Source organism: Lederbergia lenta NBRC 16444, from assembly GCF_001591545.1.
In the GTDB taxonomy this organism is placed as follows: domain Bacteria; phylum Bacillota; class Bacilli; order Bacillales; family Bacillaceae_C; genus Lederbergia; species Lederbergia lenta.
This window is the reverse complement of sequence record NZ_BCVC01000010.1, coordinates 37,110-56,070: the sequence shown is the minus strand read 5'-3', so window position 1 is coordinate 56,070 and position 18,961 is coordinate 37,110. Positions and strand designations below refer to the sequence as shown.

The 18,961-nt window shown below is 37.1% G+C and carries 19 protein-coding genes; 7 read left to right on the top strand and 12 right to left on the bottom strand.

The window, feature by feature from the left end:
* Positions 1–35: 35 nt before the first annotated feature.
* On the bottom strand, positions 36–203 hold the full coding sequence (locus tag BLE01S_RS21005; protein ID WP_169800044.1) for a hypothetical protein: 168 nt from the start codon (positions 201–203) through the stop codon (positions 36–38).
* A gap of 480 nt (positions 204–683) precedes the next feature.
* Between BLE01S_RS21005 and hprK the strand changes: the two genes are divergently transcribed.
* Positions 684–1,607, top strand: coding sequence for an HPr(Ser) kinase/phosphatase (gene hprK / locus BLE01S_RS18280; RefSeq protein ID WP_066145794.1), 924 nt, complete (start codon positions 684–686; stop codon positions 1,605–1,607).
* Positions 1,608–1,699: 92 nt separating this feature from the next.
* Here the strand turns inward: hprK and BLE01S_RS18275 are convergent, their stop codons facing one another.
* Complete coding sequence (locus BLE01S_RS18275; RefSeq protein ID WP_066145791.1) at positions 1,700–2,266, bottom strand: YusW family protein; 567 nt, start codon at positions 2,264–2,266, stop codon at positions 1,700–1,702.
* 195 nt (positions 2,267–2,461) lie between these two features.
* Between BLE01S_RS18275 and BLE01S_RS18270 the strand changes: the two genes are divergently transcribed.
* Positions 2,462–3,205, top strand: a complete 744-nt coding sequence (locus BLE01S_RS18270; protein WP_066145788.1) for a pirin family protein — start codon at positions 2,462–2,464, stop codon at positions 3,203–3,205.
* A gap of 74 nt (positions 3,206–3,279) precedes the next feature.
* Positions 3,280–3,648 (top strand): DUF488 domain-containing protein, encoded by a 369-nt coding sequence (locus BLE01S_RS18265; protein WP_066145785.1) that lies wholly within the window; start codon positions 3,280–3,282, stop codon positions 3,646–3,648.
* 191 nt (positions 3,649–3,839) lie between these two features.
* Here BLE01S_RS18265 and BLE01S_RS18260 read toward each other — a convergent pair whose 3' ends face one another.
* Positions 3,840–5,231: a purine-cytosine permease family protein gene (locus BLE01S_RS18260; protein ID WP_066145782.1), complete on the bottom strand. Its 1,392-nt coding sequence runs from the start codon at positions 5,229–5,231 to the stop codon at positions 3,840–3,842.
* 865 nt (positions 5,232–6,096) lie between these two features.
* On the opposite strand from BLE01S_RS18260, the gene BLE01S_RS18255 reads away from it, so the two are divergent.
* Both BLE01S_RS18255 and BLE01S_RS18250 read left to right on the top strand, forming a co-directional pair.
* Positions 6,097–7,329, top strand: coding sequence for a Zn-dependent hydrolase (locus BLE01S_RS18255; RefSeq protein WP_066145780.1), 1,233 nt, complete (start codon positions 6,097–6,099; stop codon positions 7,327–7,329).
* A 121-nt stretch (positions 7,330–7,450) separates the two neighbouring features.
* Complete coding sequence (locus BLE01S_RS18250) at positions 7,451–8,449, top strand: hypothetical protein (RefSeq protein ID WP_066145777.1); 999 nt, start codon at positions 7,451–7,453, stop codon at positions 8,447–8,449.
* 69 nt (positions 8,450–8,518) lie between these two features.
* On the opposite strand, the gene BLE01S_RS18245 is transcribed toward BLE01S_RS18250, so the two are convergent.
* The 5 genes from BLE01S_RS18245 to BLE01S_RS18225 all read right to left on the bottom strand — a co-directional run bounded on the left by BLE01S_RS18245 (position 8,519) and on the right by BLE01S_RS18225 (position 12,932).
* Positions 8,519–9,445, bottom strand: a complete 927-nt coding sequence (locus BLE01S_RS18245; protein ID WP_066145774.1) for an aldo/keto reductase — start codon at positions 9,443–9,445, stop codon at positions 8,519–8,521.
* Between the two features lie 314 nt (positions 9,446–9,759).
* Complete coding sequence (locus BLE01S_RS18240) at positions 9,760–11,412, bottom strand: b(o/a)3-type cytochrome-c oxidase subunit 1 (protein WP_066145771.1); 1,653 nt, start codon at positions 11,410–11,412, stop codon at positions 9,760–9,762.
* On the bottom strand, positions 11,409–11,882 hold the full coding sequence (locus BLE01S_RS18235) for a cytochrome c oxidase subunit II (RefSeq protein WP_066145768.1): 474 nt from the start codon (positions 11,880–11,882) through the stop codon (positions 11,409–11,411). Before BLE01S_RS18235 ends, BLE01S_RS18240 begins: the two co-directional genes overlap by 4 nt.
* A 20-nt stretch (positions 11,883–11,902) precedes the next feature.
* Positions 11,903–12,025: a cytochrome C oxidase subunit II gene (locus BLE01S_RS18230; RefSeq protein ID WP_066145765.1), complete on the bottom strand. Its 123-nt coding sequence runs from the start codon at positions 12,023–12,025 to the stop codon at positions 11,903–11,905.
* A 211-nt stretch (positions 12,026–12,236) separates the two neighbouring features.
* Positions 12,237–12,932, bottom strand: a complete 696-nt coding sequence (locus BLE01S_RS18225) for a Crp/Fnr family transcriptional regulator (RefSeq protein WP_066145762.1) — start codon at positions 12,930–12,932, stop codon at positions 12,237–12,239.
* A gap of 202 nt (positions 12,933–13,134) precedes the next feature.
* Here BLE01S_RS18225 and BLE01S_RS18220 point away from each other — a divergent pair, with 202 nt between their 5' ends.
* A complete protein-coding gene (locus BLE01S_RS18220) occupies positions 13,135–13,668 on the top strand; it encodes a nitroreductase family protein (protein ID WP_066145759.1) in 534 nt (177 codons plus the stop codon).
* 140 nt (positions 13,669–13,808) lie between these two features.
* Here the strand turns inward: BLE01S_RS18220 and BLE01S_RS18215 are convergent, their stop codons facing one another.
* From BLE01S_RS18215 to BLE01S_RS18200, 4 genes are read right to left on the bottom strand one after another with little or no spacing between them, the layout of a single operon-like run.
* On the bottom strand, positions 13,809–14,816 hold the full coding sequence (locus BLE01S_RS18215; RefSeq protein WP_066145756.1) for a FecCD family ABC transporter permease: 1,008 nt from the start codon (positions 14,814–14,816) through the stop codon (positions 13,809–13,811).
* On the bottom strand, positions 14,813–15,823 hold the full coding sequence (locus BLE01S_RS18210) for a FecCD family ABC transporter permease (protein ID WP_066145751.1): 1,011 nt from the start codon (positions 15,821–15,823) through the stop codon (positions 14,813–14,815). Before BLE01S_RS18210 ends, BLE01S_RS18215 begins: the two co-directional genes overlap by 4 nt.
* A 58-nt stretch (positions 15,824–15,881) precedes the next feature.
* Positions 15,882–16,805: an iron-hydroxamate ABC transporter substrate-binding protein gene (locus BLE01S_RS18205; protein WP_066145748.1), complete on the bottom strand. Its 924-nt coding sequence runs from the start codon at positions 16,803–16,805 to the stop codon at positions 15,882–15,884.
* Positions 16,756–17,601: an ABC transporter ATP-binding protein gene (locus tag BLE01S_RS18200; RefSeq protein ID WP_066145745.1), complete on the bottom strand. Its 846-nt coding sequence runs from the start codon at positions 17,599–17,601 to the stop codon at positions 16,756–16,758. Before BLE01S_RS18200 ends, BLE01S_RS18205 begins: the two co-directional genes overlap by 50 nt.
* Positions 17,602–17,758: 157 nt before the next feature.
* On the opposite strand from BLE01S_RS18200, the gene BLE01S_RS18195 reads away from it, so the two are divergent.
* Positions 17,759–18,808, top strand: coding sequence for an NAD(P)/FAD-dependent oxidoreductase (locus BLE01S_RS18195; RefSeq protein WP_066145742.1), 1,050 nt, complete (start codon positions 17,759–17,761; stop codon positions 18,806–18,808).
* Positions 18,809–18,961: the final 153 nt, after the last annotated feature.

Here is an 18,961-nt window from a genome sequence, read left to right as displayed (position 1 = left end):
TGGGTAGCTCCATTGTCAAATTCGGCATTTATATTCTAGGGCATTTCATCTTTTTTTACTCGATTTTTAAAAGCTTCATGTGTAACAATGTCTTCAATTTGTTCAAACTGTCTACTATGCTCTTTCTCTGCACTGAGACTATCCTTTGGGAAGTTTCCAGGATGTCCTTTTTCTTTATGTTTAAAATTTTTACCACGGCCCATGCTCCATCTCTCCTTTCCGTGTTTATTCTTTAGTTTTCTCGATAGTAAGGAAATTATGACTGTTTTTTGTATGTTCATTTGCTTATTTGAAGGATAAGGCTGGCTACAGGTGTAAATTTTTAAAAGTTGGATTATGAGGTGTAATAACTTAGAATGAGGGAAAAAGGGTGCTATCATAGGTGAAAATGAGCGTAAAATCTTCAAGTTCTTTTTTGTGTTATTATGCTTAAAAATGCAAGGGTTTTCAATTGTTTAAGTCGAATATGACGATATGGTTAATTTTATGATAAATGGCGAACAAAATGATAGACTTATAGGAAGGTGAGATGTATCGGTCTTAAACTAATAATAATATGAGTTCATGGAAATTCAGCTTGGATACATCAATATAGATGTATTTTTAACATTTTATAGGCGACTATTCTTCTTTTTTAAAAGTATAAGCTACATTTAGAAAGTTATTTAAAGGTGGAGAGTGTCATGGATGGGAAATCAATAGCAGTTGAACAATTAGTTCGTAATTTTTCACTGGAAGTTTTAGCAGGGGAAGATCAATTAAATCGGGGCATTACAAGATCACGGACACATCGTCCGGGCTTAGAGTTCATTGGGTATTTTGACTTTTTTCCCATGAAACGTGTTCAAATTCTTGGTCAGAAGGAAATCAATTATTTACATAAGTTAACCCATGAAGAGCGTAAACTACGGATAGGAAATATAGTTAAATATCATCCACCTTGTTTTATCGTTACCACCCAGCAAGAAGGATTAAGATATTTAACTCAATATTGTTCAGAAGAGGGCATTCCATTATTACGTACACATGAAGCAACATCAGAGTTTATTCCAAAACTTGATGCTTATTTAACAAAAGCGCTAGCGGAGGAAACGGCTGTACATGGAGTTTGTCTAAATGTATTCGGAATGGGCATTTTATTAAGGGGACACTCGGGTATTGGTAAAAGTGAGACTGCGCATACACTGATTGGACGAGGGCACCGCTTAGTTGCTGATGATATTGTCGTCTTAAAAAAGCTTGGTCCTCAAACAATTCTTGGTACACATAATGAAAAGAATAAGGAATTTCTTGCATTGCGCAGTATAGGTCTATTGAATGTAGTTCGTGTATATGGAAATATGGCCTTCCAAGATGAAACGAGGATTGCATTGGATATAGAACTGACAAAATGGCAAAAAAATTCCTTGAATAATGAATTAGAACTAGCTTCAAAGTTTACAGAATATATGGGTGTGCAAATTCCTCATATTGAAATTCAGCTTCAACCAGGAAGAGATGTGGTTGGCTTAATTGAAGCGGCAGCAAATAACTGGAATCTTAAACAACAAGGATACAGCGCTGCAGAAGAGTTCATGAAGAGGCTAGCAACTAACTCAGAAGATTGATGTGCCTGTTTTCACATCCAATAGTATGTGAACAATAAAACAGGTCTAAAAAACGGGTAAACCAATGGGTGGCCCGTTTTTTCCCTCAGATGTTATTTTTTATCTTCATATTCAATCTTAGTACTGTCTTTAAATGTTATTTCCAGTTCAAATTTATTATAATTTGGTTCTAAGTTAAAGGATTCTAAGGTTTGGTTGATTGCATCATCCTTGGCTGTATGTTGGTCAATAGTTAATTTTTTTACTTTAGGATAAATTTCATTGAATGCTTCTTCTCCGTTCATATCCATACCATTAAGCTCGTCTTCCAAATCTGCTTTCATACTATTGTTACTTTTATTTATCTCTATCTCAGCCTCGTATTCCTTGTTCTTTCCATAGTCCACCTCTAGTTCAAAATCGGTATAATCTATATCGGCCCATTTTTGCTCCATATAACCAGCTGGCATGGAGGTATTTCCTTCTTCATTTTCAACATTTCCGTTATTCAGAGCAGTTTTATCTTGATCAATAGTGTGATTGTTCTTATCATCCTGGCTGTTTACTACGCCATTATTTTGAGTAAAGTTGCTATCATCTACTTGCTCACTTTGAGTGCCACAGGCAGCTACTGTTAAAGAAAGTATAGATGTTACTGAGAGTACTAACAGTCGCTTCATTATCAAATCCTCCAATCAATATATATGGGTAAAATTCCCTACATCTTTTTAATTAAACATGAAGGGTACAACGAAAAGATCACAAAGATCCCTCCTGCAATGGCAAATTTAATGTTATTTAGCTGTCAAATTGCTACACTGACTATATTGATAACTAATAATTACAGAAAATTGAATTTTAGAAGGAGGATAACTATGCTACGTAAACTTGCGGCAAAACAACATACTCAGCCAATAAGAGGCCCTTTTACTATTACAAGAATAAAGCCTAGTAATATTTTGGATGAAGATATAGGTGACTCCGCACTCGGCCCATTAAGTATTATTGATCATGCCGTAATGAAAAAGGGGTTAACAATTAAAATGCACGAACATGTGAATGATGAAATCTTCAGCTATGTTTGGGCAGGTACCTCTTACCATAAAGATTCAGCGGGATTTGAAGCGCCGATTGCTCCTGGAAAGCTAATGATAATGAATGCGGGCTTTAGCTTTTGGCATGAGGAAAAAGTAAAAGAAGATCATGTTGAAATGCTGCAAATCTTTATCCGCCCTGAGGAAACAGACCTTATTCCCAATATCCAATTTCATCATAAGCCAACGGATAATCGGGATTGGTACCTCATGGTAGGACCAGAATCAAGTGGTGCCCCACTTCATGTCAGACAAAATATTTATATTTTAGACGCACACCCAAATGAAGGAGATCAACTACAGGTACCAGTATATAAAAGATTCACTCCATTTTTATATGTGTTGAATGGCAAACTCCAAGTGAATGACCTAACAATTGGAAGGCAAGAGGCCGTAACTGACTTAGATAGTCCACTTCCACCAATTACTGCGCTCAAAGACTCCACGATTGTGTTATTTTATATTGATAGGTATGCAACTGTATCAATGGAGGGGACTATTAGTGGAATAAAGAAACATAAGTAATACATCAGTATGTTTAAAAAGGCATAGCATAAGGGAAATGATGGGGCATTTTATAAGTCGAAAGGAAGTGTATTATGCCTATAAAATTGAAGCGTGCCTATGAAGCTCCTTCAAGTTCTGATGGTGTCCGGGTACTAGTAGATAGAATTTGGCCAAGAGGTGTTTCAAAGGAGTCATTGAAAATGGACCATTGGATGAAAGAAGTAGCCCCTTCAGAAAAGCTGCGTAAATGGTTCGGCCATGATCCTAAGAAATACGAGCAGTTCAAAGATATGTACAAAGGTGAGTTACAATCAAATGAAGAAATGAAAAAGCAATTGGAACAATTAAAACAAGTTGTGATTAATCATAAAAAGTATGTAACGCTGGTGTACGGGGCAAAAGATGAAAAGCATAACCAAGCTGCAGCGCTCAAGGAGATATTAGACAGACAACGAGTATGAATAAGAACAAAAAAAGACGAGAGGAGAATCTCTCATCTTTTCAACATAATAAAAAACTAATTTGGTTCCATTATCCATTGGAAAACGCGAAAAAGAGTGCATGAAGACCGAGAAAGGTTGATTGAAGTGGATTGATATATTGCAAGCAGACTGAGTGACAAAGATGTAACTATCTGCCGAAATCAACCTGCTTAAGCAATATAATCTTCCTCAGGAACGTCATTAGGCGTATTCTTCATGTAATACTTACCTTTTGTATATATTGCTAAAATGACTGTAAGTAGAGCAGCTAGTACAGCGGCGAAAAATGCAGCTGTGCTCTGTAAGAATGATCCCATATATCCCAAAGCAGCAATTGTACCTAAACCACTTGCAATGATTAAGGATACTACTCCAACAGGATTCCATTTATACAAGTATTCTTGCCTAGCTTCATAATAACGAGGGCCGATCTTCAATGCTTTTTTTACAATTAAAGCATCACTAACTAAAATTGCTGCCCAGGCCAATAAAAATACCCCTTGGAAAGTCATAGCTGTGTCTAAATGATCAACGATGCCACCTAGCATTAAAACCATTGCAGATACGCCCGTTACGACAACCCAGAAACGTCTGCTTGGTTTAAAGTTGAAAACATTTTCAAAGAAGCTTGCAAGGGATAAAGAACCACTGTAAATATTGGTCACATTGATTCTGATTTGAGTTAGCATAGTGAATAATGCTCCTCCAAGACCAAGAAGCAGAACGATGTAAATACCCGGATTAGATTCCCCGAGACGAACACCAAACCATATTCCAAGACCACCCATAACCCCATAGCAGAAAAACTGTGGGATAAATCCAATTGCGATCGATCCTTTTCTGATATCCTTTGGCTTTAGGAATCTGGCATAATCTGAAGCAAGTAGAGCCGTTAAACCCATAATTCCATGGTGCATCCCCATACAAAGTAGTAAAGCTTGGCCACCTACTTGAACGCCTTCTGGCATATAGGTCCAAAAATGCCCTTCATAGATCGAAGGTGTGTAGATAGATACAACAATTGCAATAATTAAAAAAACAGCAAATATTGGTAAAGACCATTTTTGTAATTTATCTAGTTGTTTTATACCAAACCAATTTAAAGGTATAACAAGTGTTCCAAAGAAAATAATTAAAGTCCAAGCAGGTATGCTTGGGAAAAATGTATGAACAGCATAGACTAATATTAAGCCTTCAAAAGCACAATACATGATGAAGTTTGTAGCATAAATGAATGAGGTTAATGAGGCGCCTATATACCCAAATCCTCCGCCTCTGGACATTAGGTTCACGTTCATACCTGATTTTGCTGAAAAATAAGCAATGAACGTCCCTAGTATTCCAGCAACAATGATTGCGTATATGGATGAAATGATAGCATTAATTGCTCCGAATTGAAGTGCCATTACGCTTCCCATTTGAAAATAGAAAATGGCTGTTGCAATCCCAAAGGTAATATTTGTAATACTTAACCAACTCATATTTCTTTTTGAACGAGGTACCCTATCTAATGAATAATCATCTTCTTTAGCATTTTGATCTGTAACTTGGACAGACCCCATAATTATCAACTCCTATATTTTGTGTAAATATTCACAATCTATTTCCGCGTTTTATAAACTAAAGTCATTGTCTCGCTTCGGCCACTTTATATTGTAACAATAGAAATTAGATGCAATCAAATAGCGTAATAAGGCTTCTCTTGGTTTTATACAAAGAAAAACCAGCCTTTTCTGCGGATTTCTGCGTATATCATATAAATAATGGCATATTTCATACTATTTTATTCATTGTGATTCTTTCTTAAGCTTTTTATTCTAAAGGTATTATTCCCTGAGAATGAATAAAAACACAGCAACATGAAAATAAATGGTGAATAAAAAGATTAGCAAAGAACAGCCCAATCCTTTTATAACTATCCGAGTAAGATTTATGAATTTGGGGTACAGGACGAAGGCTAGAGTCGCCACATCGTGTGGCAAGGGTTTCGTGGCCAACATCTTTAAGAAAAACAACACCTAGTTGATTGAAGTGTAAGGTGGCGACTCCGAGGGGGTGAGACCCTGCAAGGAGCAAAGCGACTGAAGCGGCTGTCTGGAGTTGAAATCAACAGTATTCTAATATTCCGCATTAAGAAAATTTTTTCAGTGGTTACACGGAAGGAAAATCGTTGCTTGTACCATAAGAATTCTCAAAAGATCATACATATTATCCAAAAGAATGGCTAAATAATTGTATGCTTTGTCTAATGACAGCTTTATATATTAGTATATAATTATTATGAGGCTGAATATTGGGAATGTTTACAACTAGAGCTCTTGGAAATTAGAATGGATTTATGTTTATACGTATATATTATTAATAGAGAAACATTCATTATTAAAAACCTACCAATTTTAATTAGTTTTTAAAAAGGGAGTGTTATTCATGCAAAAACAAAAGTTAATGATCAATAGGGAAAGATTAAAGGATGAGCTTGAACGCTTCGCAAATTTTGGACGAACAGAAAAAAATGGTGTGACCCGTTTGGCATTATCTGAAGAAGATCGCTTAGTCAGAGATTACTTTTGTTCTTGCTGTGAAGAATTAGGTTTGGAAATCAAGATAGATGATATGGGATGCATATATGCAACACTTAAAGGGACAGAAAATAAAGCACCAATTGTAATAGGTTCCCATCTTGACTCAGTAAAAAGAGGCGGACGTTTTGATGGAGTCTTGGGTGTCATAGCAGGTTTAGAAATAGTGAGAACGTTAGTGGACAATGGGATTAAACCAAACATTCCAATTACGATCGTTAATTTTACAAATGAAGAAGGCGCTAGGTTTGAACCTTCGATGATGGCATCTGGGGTGATATCGGGAAAATTTGATAAGAAGACTATGTTAAATAAAGTAGATCTAGAGGGAAAAACGTTTGAACAAGCATTGAATGCTAGTAGATATGCAGGAGATGAAGCGAATCGTTTAAAAGAAGGTTCAGCCTTACTAGAGCTGCATATAGAACAAGGCCCAATACTTGAAAAGGAATCGCTTTCTATTGGTATCGTTGAATGCGTAGTTGGGATGGCTTGTTATGAGTTTGAAATATTAGGCGAATCTAACCATGCTGGTACGACGCCAATGAATATGAGAAGGGATGCTTTATTTGCTGCTAATCATCTCATCACTGAAATTCGACATAGGTTAGGTGGACTTGATAGTGATTTAGTATACACAATTGGTAGGATAAATGCCTTTCCAAATATTCATACTGTTATTCCTAATAAAGTTATCTTTTCTTTGGAGGCGCGACATAAAAATCCCGAGGTTATTGCCGCAGTAGAAGAAATTATTCAAGGTCTTCCGCAATTTTCATTAAATGAAGACTGCGAAATAAAAACAACAAAACTATGGGACAGGGATACTGTTTGGTTCGACAAAGATATTTGTCATCGATTGGAACAATCAGCGCAGTCTCTAGGATATTCCAATAAAAGAATGGTTAGTGGAGCGGGACATGACGCTCAATTTATGGCAAGTGTGTTACCAACAGCAATGGTCTTTGTTCCAAGCATAAATGGAAAAAGTCATTGTGAAGAAGAAAAAACAACATGGGAAGATTGTGAAAAAGGTGTAAATGTTTTATTGGATACGGTTTTAACCATGCTATCCGAATAATGACTGCTGAATCTAGTCCTTTGCTTATCGCAAAGGGCTTTTATATTTTTCTGGATTATGGTATGACTTATGTATTGATTGTTATATTCGACTCGAAAAGGTAGAAGGAGAGATTAATTGAATGATAAAGCAATATAAAATGATTGTTTTTTTACTAGGATTATCATTAGCTCTTATCGGTTGTTCCAATAATAAGGTATATGAACAAATGATGGCGAAAGGTTTAGAGCGTATCGAAAAAGAAGAATTTGCTAAAGCGGAAAGTTTTTTTGAAATGGCGTTGGAAGAAAAGCCAGAAGATGAACATGCAAAGATATTATCACAACAAACCAAACTAATACAGCAGGCACTAGAGGGGTTTTCCGATGGTAATTTAGATAAAGTAGAAGAAGTTATCGGTAAAATAATGGATGGGGAAGAAGGATCTGAACTATTAGTGAAGAAGGCAAAAGCAATGCAGAAAGAAATCAAAGTATTAAAAACGAGTGAAAAAGAGTATTTGCTCAGCTTTGAAAATGCAAAGAAGCAGTTAAATGAGCAAGCATTTGATGCGTCTATACAGACACTTGAAGCTCTCTTGCAGCAAGACTTAACCCATCCCTTCTATAAGGATGTAAAACAAAAGATAACATCATTTATAGAGGAAGTGAAAATAGCTAAAGATAAGGCGGCTGCTGAAGCAAGGGCAGAAGAAGAAAGACAAGCTGCTTTAGCGAAAAAAGCAGAAGAGGAGAGGATGGCAGCAGAATTAAAAGCTAAAGAAGAAGAAGAGAGAAAAGCCGCAAAACTGAAGGCAGAAGCAGAGAAGAAAGCAAAGGAAGCAGCTTCAAAAGATATTGGTACACTTGGCGGCTATTGGCTAAACGATACAATGGCCTGTCATATTACATCTGAATATGTTGCGTGTGCCCTAGCTTACTCAGATTTTATCACTTTCGATAAAATAAAAAGTATTAAACATGTAAGTGATACAGAGATTGAACTGATTTACGAAGAAGGGTCCGTAAAATATGATATATCTAATAAGGATAAAATAAAATTTGCTGATGGAGAGTTTTATCAGCGGGTATCTAAAGAAGAGGCAAATGCTATTTATGATGGATATTATAAGTTGCCATAAAGTTCTATAATGAATAAACGCCTCTAGATCATTGTTGACCTAGAGGCGTTTATTGCATGTTCTAACATATTAAGGGACTATATTTCCAGCCGCTTTATAAATTTGATACCATTCTTCTCTTGTCAATGCGATTTCAGATCCCTTGCAAGCATCTTTCAGTCGCTGCGCATTGGTTGTCCCAAGTACGACTTGAATATTGGCGGGATGGCGGGTAATCCAGGCAGTAGCGATGGCAGTGTTGGTGACTGCATAATTCTCGGCAATACCATCTATTACTTCATTTAATTCAGGGAAGTTATCGACATCGCCAAGAAATGGGCCTTTAAAGAAACCGTTTTGGTATGGTGACCAAGCTTGAATAGTAATATCGTTCAGCCGGCAATATTCTAAAATGCTACTATCGCGATTAATAGATTGGTCAGTATTCATATTTAAAGCAATACCAGAATCAATCATTGGCGTATGTGCGATGCTAAATTGCAATTGATTAACTACCAATTTGTGAGCATTATATTTTTGAAGTAGCTCAATTTGTGCTGGGTTTTGATTGGATACGCCAAAATATCTTACTTTACCACTATTATGTAATTCATCAAATGCTTCAGCGACCTCTTCTGGCTCCATTAATGGGTCAGGACGATGAAGTAGGAGGATATCTAGATAATCGGTCTTTAAACGCTTCAAGATGCCATCAACAGATGATAAAATATGTTTCTTTGAAAAATCAAAGTAATTCCCTTTACTATTAATTCCGCATTTACTTTGCAATATCATTTTTTCTCTGATACTTGTATTCATTTGGATGGCTTCGGCAAATAACTCTTCACTCTTTCCACCGCCATAAATATCAGCATGATCAAAGAAATTAATGCCTTCCTCCATTGCAGTACGGATTAAATGCTCAATTTCAGATACAGAAAGCTGTGGTAACCGCATATTCCCCATGATAATGTTGGAAACGCTTAAATCAGTATTTTTGATTTGATTATATTTCATGCGAAAAAGCCTCCCTCAATTTTATCTACACTAATACAATAACCTATATTGAATAGAAATGGTGAATGAAATGATTTGAGAATCGATACATTATCGGAACACTCTATACTTTGGCACTATAATTAATAGGAAACTAATTACCAGCAAGCTAGCTGCTTAATAGAAAAATAGGAAGTCGGCCCTCAAATATTTGAAGACCGACTTCCTATTTATTTTCCATCATAATCAAGGGTATTAATTTCAACTGTAATCACAATCATTACCGTAATCACTATTAACATCGCTAATATAGCTAAGAACATATTCATCATCTCCTACCAAGTGATAAATCCCCGAGAGCCGGGAGGCGAATGTTGGATCATATCGCTTAATGGAATTGCATATGCCATGCCTATAAGAGCGACTGCAAGCCCAATCCAAAGCCACCAATTTTCCAAAAACTTCGGTGTGTGTGTTGTATCGCTATCCGCAACTGGAAATTCCTCTGCTTCCGTTGGTACATTTGCTTTAGGAGCAAAAAACATTAGGTTTGCTACGATATAAACTAAGAGCATTGCTGATAGAAATAAAATGGTGCCCCCGACAGCCATTGTGACGTGGTTTGATAAAATTCCATCAAACCATTCGAGTGCGGAAGGATGACTATTATATCCAGCAAAGGCTGTTCTTCTTGGTGCCCCTAGCAGTCCCAGTATATGCTGTGCAGTTGACATCAATAACATGCCAATGGACCAAGTTATAATTTGTATGAACGCAAGTTTTTGCAATGATTTTGTAAATTTCCGGCCTGACAAATAAGGAATGAGCCAAAAGGAAATCCCCATGAAGGTCATTGCAACCGGAGTTCCAACAGTAATGTGAAAATGGCCGACAACCCACATCGTATTATGCACAAGCTCATTTAGCTGAAAGCTTGCATTAATGATCCCACCAGCTCCTCCAGGAATAAAGAACAACATGGCGAGGAAAATAGATGTAAATCTGACATCATTCCACGGTAGTTTTATAAACCAGCCGACCAACCCAATTCCACCTTTTCTTCTTCCGGAAATTTCAAATGTCGCAAACATCGAGAATGCAGTCATAAGTGATGGAACGATAACCATAAATGTTAATACAACTTGGAGAAACTTCCAGAAGCTTGAAATTCCTGGCTCTGTCAATTGATGATGGAAGCCAACTGGAATAGAAAATAGAATGAAAAGCACAAAGGAGAAACGTGCTAAAGCATCGCTAAACACTTTCGTACCAATAATTTTTGGCACGACAACATACCAAGCTATATAAGCAGGTAGTAACCAAAAATAGACGAGAGGATGGCCGAAATACCAGAATAATGATCGACTTAATTCCACATTGATCGTATCAACCCATCCGAATGCCCAAGGGATATAAAGGAAGAGTACGGATACGACCACTCCTAGACAGGCAATGATCCACAGGATGAGTGTAGATATTGTCATGAATGCGAATAGCGGACTAAATTGACCTTTATTTCGCTTTTTCCAAGCGATATAATGACCGATCAAGGCAAAACTGCTTAACCACGTCCCAACGATGACGAGAGCAAGCCCGATATAATACCAGCCACTTGCTTTTAAAGGGGCATAGAATGTATATAGTACGGATGCTTTTCCTGAGATAATCATTATTGTTGCCAATATTGTTCCGATTAGCGTAACAATGAATCCAAGCCAAGCAAATAAATGTACTTTAGTCCCAAAACTACCTAATGTTTTACTCATACCGGCGATTAAAAATGCGAAAATGAAGAATGTCGTATAAATGAGAGCAAGTAGAACACCGTGTGCCGTTAGAATTTGATAATAATCAAGCCATTTAGGTAGTTCAAGAGCATCATTACGGATAAACACTTGAAGTAACCCACAAAACGTTCCTATAATAAAAGCGATATAAGCGACATTAATATTCCATAAAACTAGTTTACGTTCTTGTATTACCTTCATGGTTCATACACCTCAATCTCTGTCTGCATTAAATGATGTCCTGCCCCGCAATACTCATTACAAAGTACTAAATATTTTCCAGGATTATTGAAGGTGTAGCTTTTATGCGTGATCCTCCCGGGAACAGCCATCATGTTTACCTTTGTATCATCTATTGTGAAGCTGTGTACAACATCTGTACTTGTTACTGTAAAAATAATTTCTTTTCCAGCGGGAACTTTTATTTGCGCAGGGTTGTAGCCAAAAGCCATCCCAATAATAACTACTTCATACGTATCCTCATCGATTTTATGGACGCCAGGTTTGTTAAATGGAGCCGTTTCATGCACCTTTTCTGGATCGATGATGTCCATCCCACCTGCGGGTGTATGCCCGTGTGAAAAAGCGGTAACGCCAACAATACTTAAAAATATAACCAATGATAAAATACCAAAAACCAACCAAATTTTTTCGAATTTATGAAAATGCATACTCTCACCCACTTATCCTTTTATCTAGCAACATAAAGGCCATAAACCGCAAACCACATGACAACAATAATGATTCCTACTCCCAAAACACTTATTAACGTCCCTTTCAAATTTGGGTCTGAATCATGTTTCTTTTTATTCATCTCACTACACCCTCCAACATGACTGTCATGAATAAATCGTACTTCTTTATCCATGTTTACTCAGTGATAAAAGTCACACATCTTACTGTGATCATCATGATTTCAAAATTTGGACATAAAAAAATAACCTGCCTTGTGGCGAGGTTACTAAAATAGTTGTCTTAATATAGGGGGGATATCCTTCTTAAGGAAAGCACCTTTTGTAAAACTTTTATTCAATGTTACAAATTTCCACGGGGCAATTCTCACAATGTATTTCATTCCTAAGAAACTGCAGATCGTGGATGACTATTTTCCCCTCTTGCATGGAGACTTTCCCGTCCTTTTTTAACAGTCCTAGCATCCGATTTACTACCTCACGACTCATGCCACAAAAGTTGGCGAGTTCTTGATTTGTAAGAGGCAGATCGATAAGGATTCCATCTTTTATACTCACACCATAGCTATTCGTCATACGAATGAGCGTTGAGTATAAAGCACCTTTTTTTCCATGTAAAATAAGATCACGGAATTTCAATTGTGCCTTTTGATGGTGAATACCCATCATTTTCATAAACTCTATATTAAGATTGGGATTAAGCAACAGATTTTCCTCAAGATCCTCTTTTCTAATTTTTGCACATATACCATCTTCAAGAACCTTTGCATGAACCGTGTATTTGGATGGTGCACAATAAAGTGTCATTTCGCCGATGAAATCTTCTTTCCCACAAATCCGAAATGTGAGCTCACGTCCATCAGGTGTGATTTTTCCAATCCGTACTTTTCCAGAACGTATAAAATAAATGGCATCTGCTTGATCGCCCTCCTGGAATAAGTAGGTGCCTTTTTTCAATCCTCTTTCACTATGGATAATCGATAGAAGATCTTTCAAATCAGGGGAATAATCATCTATTTTCTCATTCATATTTATCCCACCTTATTAGGAGCAGTAGTTAAACTATTTTCTATCATTGACCTGAATAGTCCATCTGATAAAGCTATACGTTCTATTATATATCATTAAAGTTTGTTCTAATGTTTTTTTAATGTTATGGATTAATTTTATTTGGAGGTAATTTAATTCTGGGTATTCAGGTATAATTCATTACAATGAAGGAGGGGTTCATTTGTCTGTTTTAGATATTATTCAATCAAGACGCGAGATTACGAGCTTTCTGGAGAAGAAGATCCCTAAAGAGGTATTGAAACAAATTGCTGAGGCCGCTTATTATGCACCTTCTGGGAATAATCTACTTTCAAGAGAATTTATTATGATAGAGAATCGTGAGATGCTAGATCATTTGGAAAAGACTACTCCGTTTATGAAGTGGATGTCCACGGCGCAAGCTGCAATTGTTGTCACAGGCCGACCGAATACTAGCAAATATTGGCTACAAGACGCATCAATTGCTACTGCTTTCATTTGGTTAGCCGCATCTGATCTGAATATAGGTGTAGGATTCGGGGCAGTGTACCATGCAGAGGATGAAGAAGAATCAAGTGTTCGTGAAACACATGTAAGGAAAGCTTTAAACATTCCAGCAGATCGACGGATTGTAGCCATACTAGGTTTAGGCTTTCCAGCAGAAAATCCCAAGAAGAAAAAAATGTTAAATAGGCAAGATACCGTGTTTTATGAGACATTTTCTGTAGACCACTAATTAGTTATATTTCTAGGAATCCCAGCCTCTCTTATGCCTAGATGGAAGAGGGGACTCACATCTAAGCATAAGAGAGGCTAGGATTCTATGGATTTGGTCATTTAGTAGGACACGGGATGGTATTCTGTCCCATTAAATAATTACTTTTTCAATAATAAATACATGAAATATGGAGCACCGATTAATGCAACCATTATCCCGGCAGGAATGCCATCAGGGTCAATTAGGTTACGCCCAATTGTATCAGCAAATAATAATAACCAACCGCCAATTAGAATAGCTACCGGAATAAATAATTGATTTCTAGGTCCTACCAAAGCTTTGGCAATATGAGGCGCCATTAATCCGATAAAAGCAATTCCTCCTGTAACAGAGACGGCGGAGGCGGCAAGCGCTACAGCTATTAAAAGTAATACGATTCGCTCCTTTTCAATCGATACACCCACTCCAATTGCCACAGGTTCGCTAAGTCCAAGTAGATTTAATCGGTTCGCTTTGTATAAAGTAAATGGGATAAGTATCAGTAACCATGGAAGAATGGCCCAAATAAACGGCCAATCGGACCCCCAAATATTTCCTGCCAACCATTTTGCAATAAAATCAACTTTTGTACGTTCGGCAGATGAAATAAGTATAATCATGGCTCCAGAAAGCGCCATTGAAAAGCCGATCCCAACGAACACTAACCTTACTGGTTGAAGACCTATATTTCTGTTGTAAGAGAATAGATATATAAGACAAGCAGTAATCAAAGCACCAATAAAGGCAACAAGTGGAAGCAAATACACAAATGTGCCAGCTTTGATCGGGAAAAACAAAAAGAAAATAGCAATTGCCACACCCGCTCCAGAGTTAATTCCAATAATTCCGGGATCGGCTAAATCATTTCTTGTTATTCCCTGTAAAATAGCACCAGATAAAGCAAGAGCCATACCGGCTAATAGTGTAACTATCATACGCGGTAATCGCACAGAAAATAAAACAAATTCTTCTTTAAATGTACCTTGACCGAGAAGAGTAGGAATTAACCTGTCATAAGCTAGGGAGGAGTATCCAATCCCCATACCAACAATAATGGTAGCCAAAATTAAAATGGATAAAATACATAAGATCAGTCGCTGCTTCTTTATTAAAGCTGATTGAATCATAAGAATGCTTTGCCTCCCTTCCGAATGATTAAAAGGAAGAAAGGCAATCCCATCATAGCCACAATTGCTGCCACAGGTGTTTCATATGGGGCATTGATTATACGACCTAGCGTATCAGCCAAAAGCATAAATGCTGCTCCTAAAATGGCTGACATTGGAATGATAAAACGATAATCTGTACCAACGATAGCGCGAACAATGTGAGGGACCATTAAACCGATAAATGCCATATTGCCGACAAGTGCTACAGAAGCACCAGCAAGCAGCGTAATAAGGATAAAAAGAATGACTTTTATTCTTGTTGTCTTCTGACCTAATCCAACAGCGACTTCTTCACTTAAACTAAGAATAGTAAGCTGTTTGGAGAGGAAAAGGGAAATAAGTAATCCGATTAAAATAAATGGCATAATGACCTGAAGCTGTTTCCATGAAGTTCCGATCAATCCTCCAGCAGTCCACATAGATACATCTTTAGAGATTTTAAAATATATACCTATACCTTCTGCGATCGCAAAAAGGAATGCCGAAACCGCAGCACCGGCTAATACCATGCGTAATGGCGAAAATCCACCTTTTTTCATAGCTCCCATTCCGAAAACCATCATGGCTCCAATAGCAGCTCCGATAAAACAAGCGATCATCATTCCAAAGTAATTTGTTGTTGGAATAAATGCAATCGTAATGGCAAGGGCTGCATTTGCACCAGCTGTTAATCCAAGCAATCCCGGATCGGCGAGTGGGTTTCTTGTCATTCCTTGCATCATGGCACCGGAAACCGCTAATGCCGCTCCAACTAAACATCCCGCTAATTCACGGGGGAGACGAATTTCACGGATCATAGAAATTTTATCTGCTGATGTATGAGAGGTAAGGGATAACCATACTTCTTTAAATGTTGTATCTGCTGCCCCAAGTGTCATAGCAATAAAAAACATAATAATTAAAGTAAGAATTCCTGCAATAAGTTTGTAAATAAATGGGGTGAAGCGTTGATTAACTTTCGTCATATGTCTCTCATCTTTTCCTTATTAGAATAAAAGAAGGGAGAAGCCCCCTTCTAGTAGCTTAATTCCCAAGAAAGTTGTCAATAAAGAAGTCTAATTGTAGATCTAATGTGATTGGATCATTAAAATAGAATTCTTTCGCATTTACCTCGAAAACTTGTTTGTTTTTAACTGCGGGAATGTTATTATACGTATCTGTTTCTTGAAATGAATTATCTGTATCAGGATTTTTACTAAAGATGACATAATCGCCGGCATATTCAGGTAGCACTTCGACTGATAAGGCATAGTAACCATCTTTTAAAGCCATTTCTTTTACTTTTTCAGGCATCGCTAATTTCATTTCTTGATAAAGGATTTCTGTGCCGCGTCCCCAATTATCGCCGAAAACGTAAAGTTGTTTATCAAAATTTTCGATGACAGAAACAGTTGTATCTGCTCCGATTTTCTCTTTGATATCTTCGCCAGCAACATGAGCCCGTTCTTTGAAGTCATCAATCCAAGCTTGCGCTTCTTTTTCTTTATTTAAAAGTTTTCCTATTTCTAGGTGTTGTGTTAAATAATCAACTTTTCCATATGTATAGGTTACTGTAGGAGCAATTTCCTTTAATTTATCTACATTATTAATAGTCGATAACCCAATAATTAAATCTGGTTCTAATTCAATTATTTTTTCTAAGCTTTCATCGGTTACTTCTTCTATATCCTTTAAATTTTCTTCAAAGCGTGGGTTCATTTTAGACCATTCATCTACACCAACAAGATTAACGTCTAAAGCCATCACATTACCAGCAAAAGTTGATAGGACAACAACACGTTGTGGATTGGCAGGAACCTCAATCGGTCCGTTTTCAGATTCATAAGTGATGGTTTCCGACTTTTTCTCGTTAGTATTCTTGTTGTTTTCTTTTTCTGTTGAAGTGTTATTACAACCACTAACTAATAGCGCTAGCAGCAATAGAAATGGGATTGCTAATTTCTTCATTTTTTTGTTCTCCTTTGATTAAGTTGTAAGTGACGCACATTGGTTTATTGGTTCGAGGATCTCGGCCAATTTCTGCATCAATCTGGAAGACTTCTTTTAGTACGGAGTGAGTCATTATTTCTTCACAGCTTCCTGCCTTCACAATTTCCCCATCTTTTAGAGCAATAATGTAGTCAGCAAAACGGGCAGCTTGATTTAGATCATGGAGAACCATGACTATCGTACGTTCCTGTTCTAAATGTAGATTTTGTAAAAGCTCTAAAACTTCTAGTTGATGAGCCATGTCTAAGTAAGTAGTAGGTTCATCAAGGAAGATAATTTCTGTTTCTTGTGCGAGTGCCATAGCAATCCACACACGTTGACGCTGCCCACCTGATAACGCATCGACGGGACGAAACTTAAAATCTATTGTTCCTGTAACATCGAGAGCCCAGTCTATGACTTCATAATCCTTTTTCGTTAACCGTCCGAATCCATTTTGATAAGGAAAGCGACCATAGGATACTAACTCCCCGACTGTTAACCCACTTGCACTTTCGGGTGTTTGTGGAAGAATGGCCATTTTTTTAGCAAGGATTTTCGTATTCTCCTTTGCTATATTTTCCCCGTCTAGGACGACTGTTCCGGATTGATGTGAAATAATTCGAGTAATTGCTTTCAATAATGTTGATTTTCCGCAACCGTTTGGGCCAATGATAGCAGTGACTTTTTTATCTGGAATTTCTATACTAAGATCTTTTATTATTAAACGCTCACCATAGCTGATGCACAGATCATTTGTATATAGACGAGCCATACTTCCACCTCCATTTATAAAACAATTAGGAAATTGATTGAGAATGATTATCAATTTCGATATAATGATAACTATAATAGCGTATTTATCTGTTGTCAACAGTTTCGATAATGAGAATGAGAAGCAATTTTAATTGATTAACGAGGAGTGTGTGGGAATGGGAGAGCAAGAATTATTTGATGTAACTGTCATTGGAGGAGGGCCAGCAGGGCTTTACTCAAGTTTTTATAGTGGATTAAGAGAAATGAAAACAAAACTGATCGAATACCAACCTAAATTAGGTGGGAAAATACATGTATATCCAGAAAAAATGATTTGGGATGTTGGTGGACAAAAGCCTCTACCAGGAGAGAAACTAATAGAGCAGCTTGTCGAGCAGGGATTAACGTTTGACCCAGAAGTCGTTTTGAATGAGAAAATAGAGTCAATCACACGTAATGAAGAAGGTATTTTTTTATTAAAGGCTAATTCAGGACGGATTCATTTTTCTAAAACAGTTATTGTGGCTGTTGGTGGTGGCATTTTAAATCCTCAAAAGCTAGAAATAGAAGGTGCAGAGAGATATGAAGTGTCTAACTTAAATTATACAGTGACATCTTTAAAGCGCTTTAAAGATAAAACAGTGATTATTTCTGGGGGAGGTAATGCTGCCATAGATTGGGCAAATGAATTAGAGCCAATTGCAAAAAAAGTTTATATAACATATAGAAAAGAAACTTTAGCAGGTCATGAAGCACAAGTAACACAACTAATGAATAGTTCAGCAACATGTCTTTTAAATACGACGATTACAAAATTAATTGCTAGTGTGAATCACGAAGTAATTGAACAAGTCGAACTGACGAATGCTAAAACAAATGCAGTTTCCTATTTACCGGTAGATGAAGTAATTATTAATCATGGTTATGAACGTGATACGACATTGCTTCAAAATAGTGAAGTGGATATTGAGATGGTGGATAATTATTATATTTCAGGAAACGCTTCGAGCGAATCTTCGATAGAGGGGATCTACGCTGCAGGCGATATTCTGAAGCACGAAGGAAAACTACATTTAATAGCTGGTGCTTTTCAAGATGCAGCTAATGCGGTCAACAAAGCAAAACAATATATCCAACCAGATGCATGGCAATATGGAATGGTTTCCTCACATAATGATCTCTTTAAACAGCGTAATAAGGAACTGATAAAACAGCTGGTGGAATAATTAAAGCAGTACGAGTACGGGGGCAGTGGTTGAGTTTACTGGAAAAACCCACTTCCCTTTTGTGCAGATGGTTGCTAATTAGCTCGCAGCGAATATACTTCGCTTTCCGCGGAAAACGTCCGCCTGGAGCGGAAATCAACTATGTCCAGATTA

What these genes read in the sequence shown, in the direction of transcription:
- BLE01S_RS21005 (WP_169800044.1), bottom strand. Translation starts at nt 203, where the DNA reads ATGGGCCGTGGTAAAAATTTTAAACATAAAGAAAAAGGACATCCTGGA.
- BLE01S_RS18275 (WP_066145791.1), bottom strand. Translation starts at nt 2,266, where the DNA reads ATGAAGCGACTGTTAGTACTCTCAGTAACATCTATACTTTCTTTAACA.
- BLE01S_RS18260 (WP_066145782.1), bottom strand. Translation starts at nt 5,231, where the DNA reads ATGGGGTCTGTCCAAGTTACAGATCAAAATGCTAAAGAAGATGATTAT.
- BLE01S_RS18205 (WP_066145748.1), bottom strand. Translation starts at nt 16,805, where the DNA reads ATGAAGAAATTAGCAATCCCATTTCTATTGCTGCTAGCGCTATTAGTT.
- BLE01S_RS18230 (WP_066145765.1), bottom strand. Translation starts at nt 12,025, where the DNA reads ATGAATAAAAAGAAACATGATTCAGACCCAAATTTGAAAGGGACGTTA.
- BLE01S_RS18240 (WP_066145771.1), bottom strand. Translation starts at nt 11,412, where the DNA reads ATGAAGGTAATACAAGAACGTAAACTAGTTTTATGGAATATTAATGTC.
- BLE01S_RS18255 (WP_066145780.1), top strand. Translation starts at nt 6,097, where the DNA reads ATGCAAAAACAAAAGTTAATGATCAATAGGGAAAGATTAAAGGATGAG.
- BLE01S_RS18215 (WP_066145756.1), bottom strand. Translation starts at nt 14,816, where the DNA reads ATGATTCAATCAGCTTTAATAAAGAAGCAGCGACTGATCTTATGTATT.
- hprK (WP_066145794.1), top strand. Translation starts at nt 684, where the DNA reads ATGGATGGGAAATCAATAGCAGTTGAACAATTAGTTCGTAATTTTTCA.
- BLE01S_RS18245 (WP_066145774.1), bottom strand. Translation starts at nt 9,445, where the DNA reads ATGAAATATAATCAAATCAAAAATACTGATTTAAGCGTTTCCAACATT.
- BLE01S_RS18235 (WP_066145768.1), bottom strand. Translation starts at nt 11,882, where the DNA reads ATGCATTTTCATAAATTCGAAAAAATTTGGTTGGTTTTTGGTATTTTA.
- BLE01S_RS18195 (WP_066145742.1), top strand. Translation starts at nt 17,759, where the DNA reads ATGGGAGAGCAAGAATTATTTGATGTAACTGTCATTGGAGGAGGGCCA.
- BLE01S_RS18270 (WP_066145788.1), top strand. Translation starts at nt 2,462, where the DNA reads ATGCTACGTAAACTTGCGGCAAAACAACATACTCAGCCAATAAGAGGC.
- BLE01S_RS18200 (WP_066145745.1), bottom strand. Translation starts at nt 17,601, where the DNA reads ATGGCTCGTCTATATACAAATGATCTGTGCATCAGCTATGGTGAGCGT.
- BLE01S_RS18265 (WP_066145785.1), top strand. Translation starts at nt 3,280, where the DNA reads ATGCCTATAAAATTGAAGCGTGCCTATGAAGCTCCTTCAAGTTCTGAT.
- BLE01S_RS18250 (WP_066145777.1), top strand. Translation starts at nt 7,451, where the DNA reads ATGATAAAGCAATATAAAATGATTGTTTTTTTACTAGGATTATCATTA.
- BLE01S_RS18210 (WP_066145751.1), bottom strand. Translation starts at nt 15,823, where the DNA reads ATGACGAAAGTTAATCAACGCTTCACCCCATTTATTTACAAACTTATT.
- BLE01S_RS18225 (WP_066145762.1), bottom strand. Translation starts at nt 12,932, where the DNA reads ATGAATGAGAAAATAGATGATTATTCCCCTGATTTGAAAGATCTTCTA.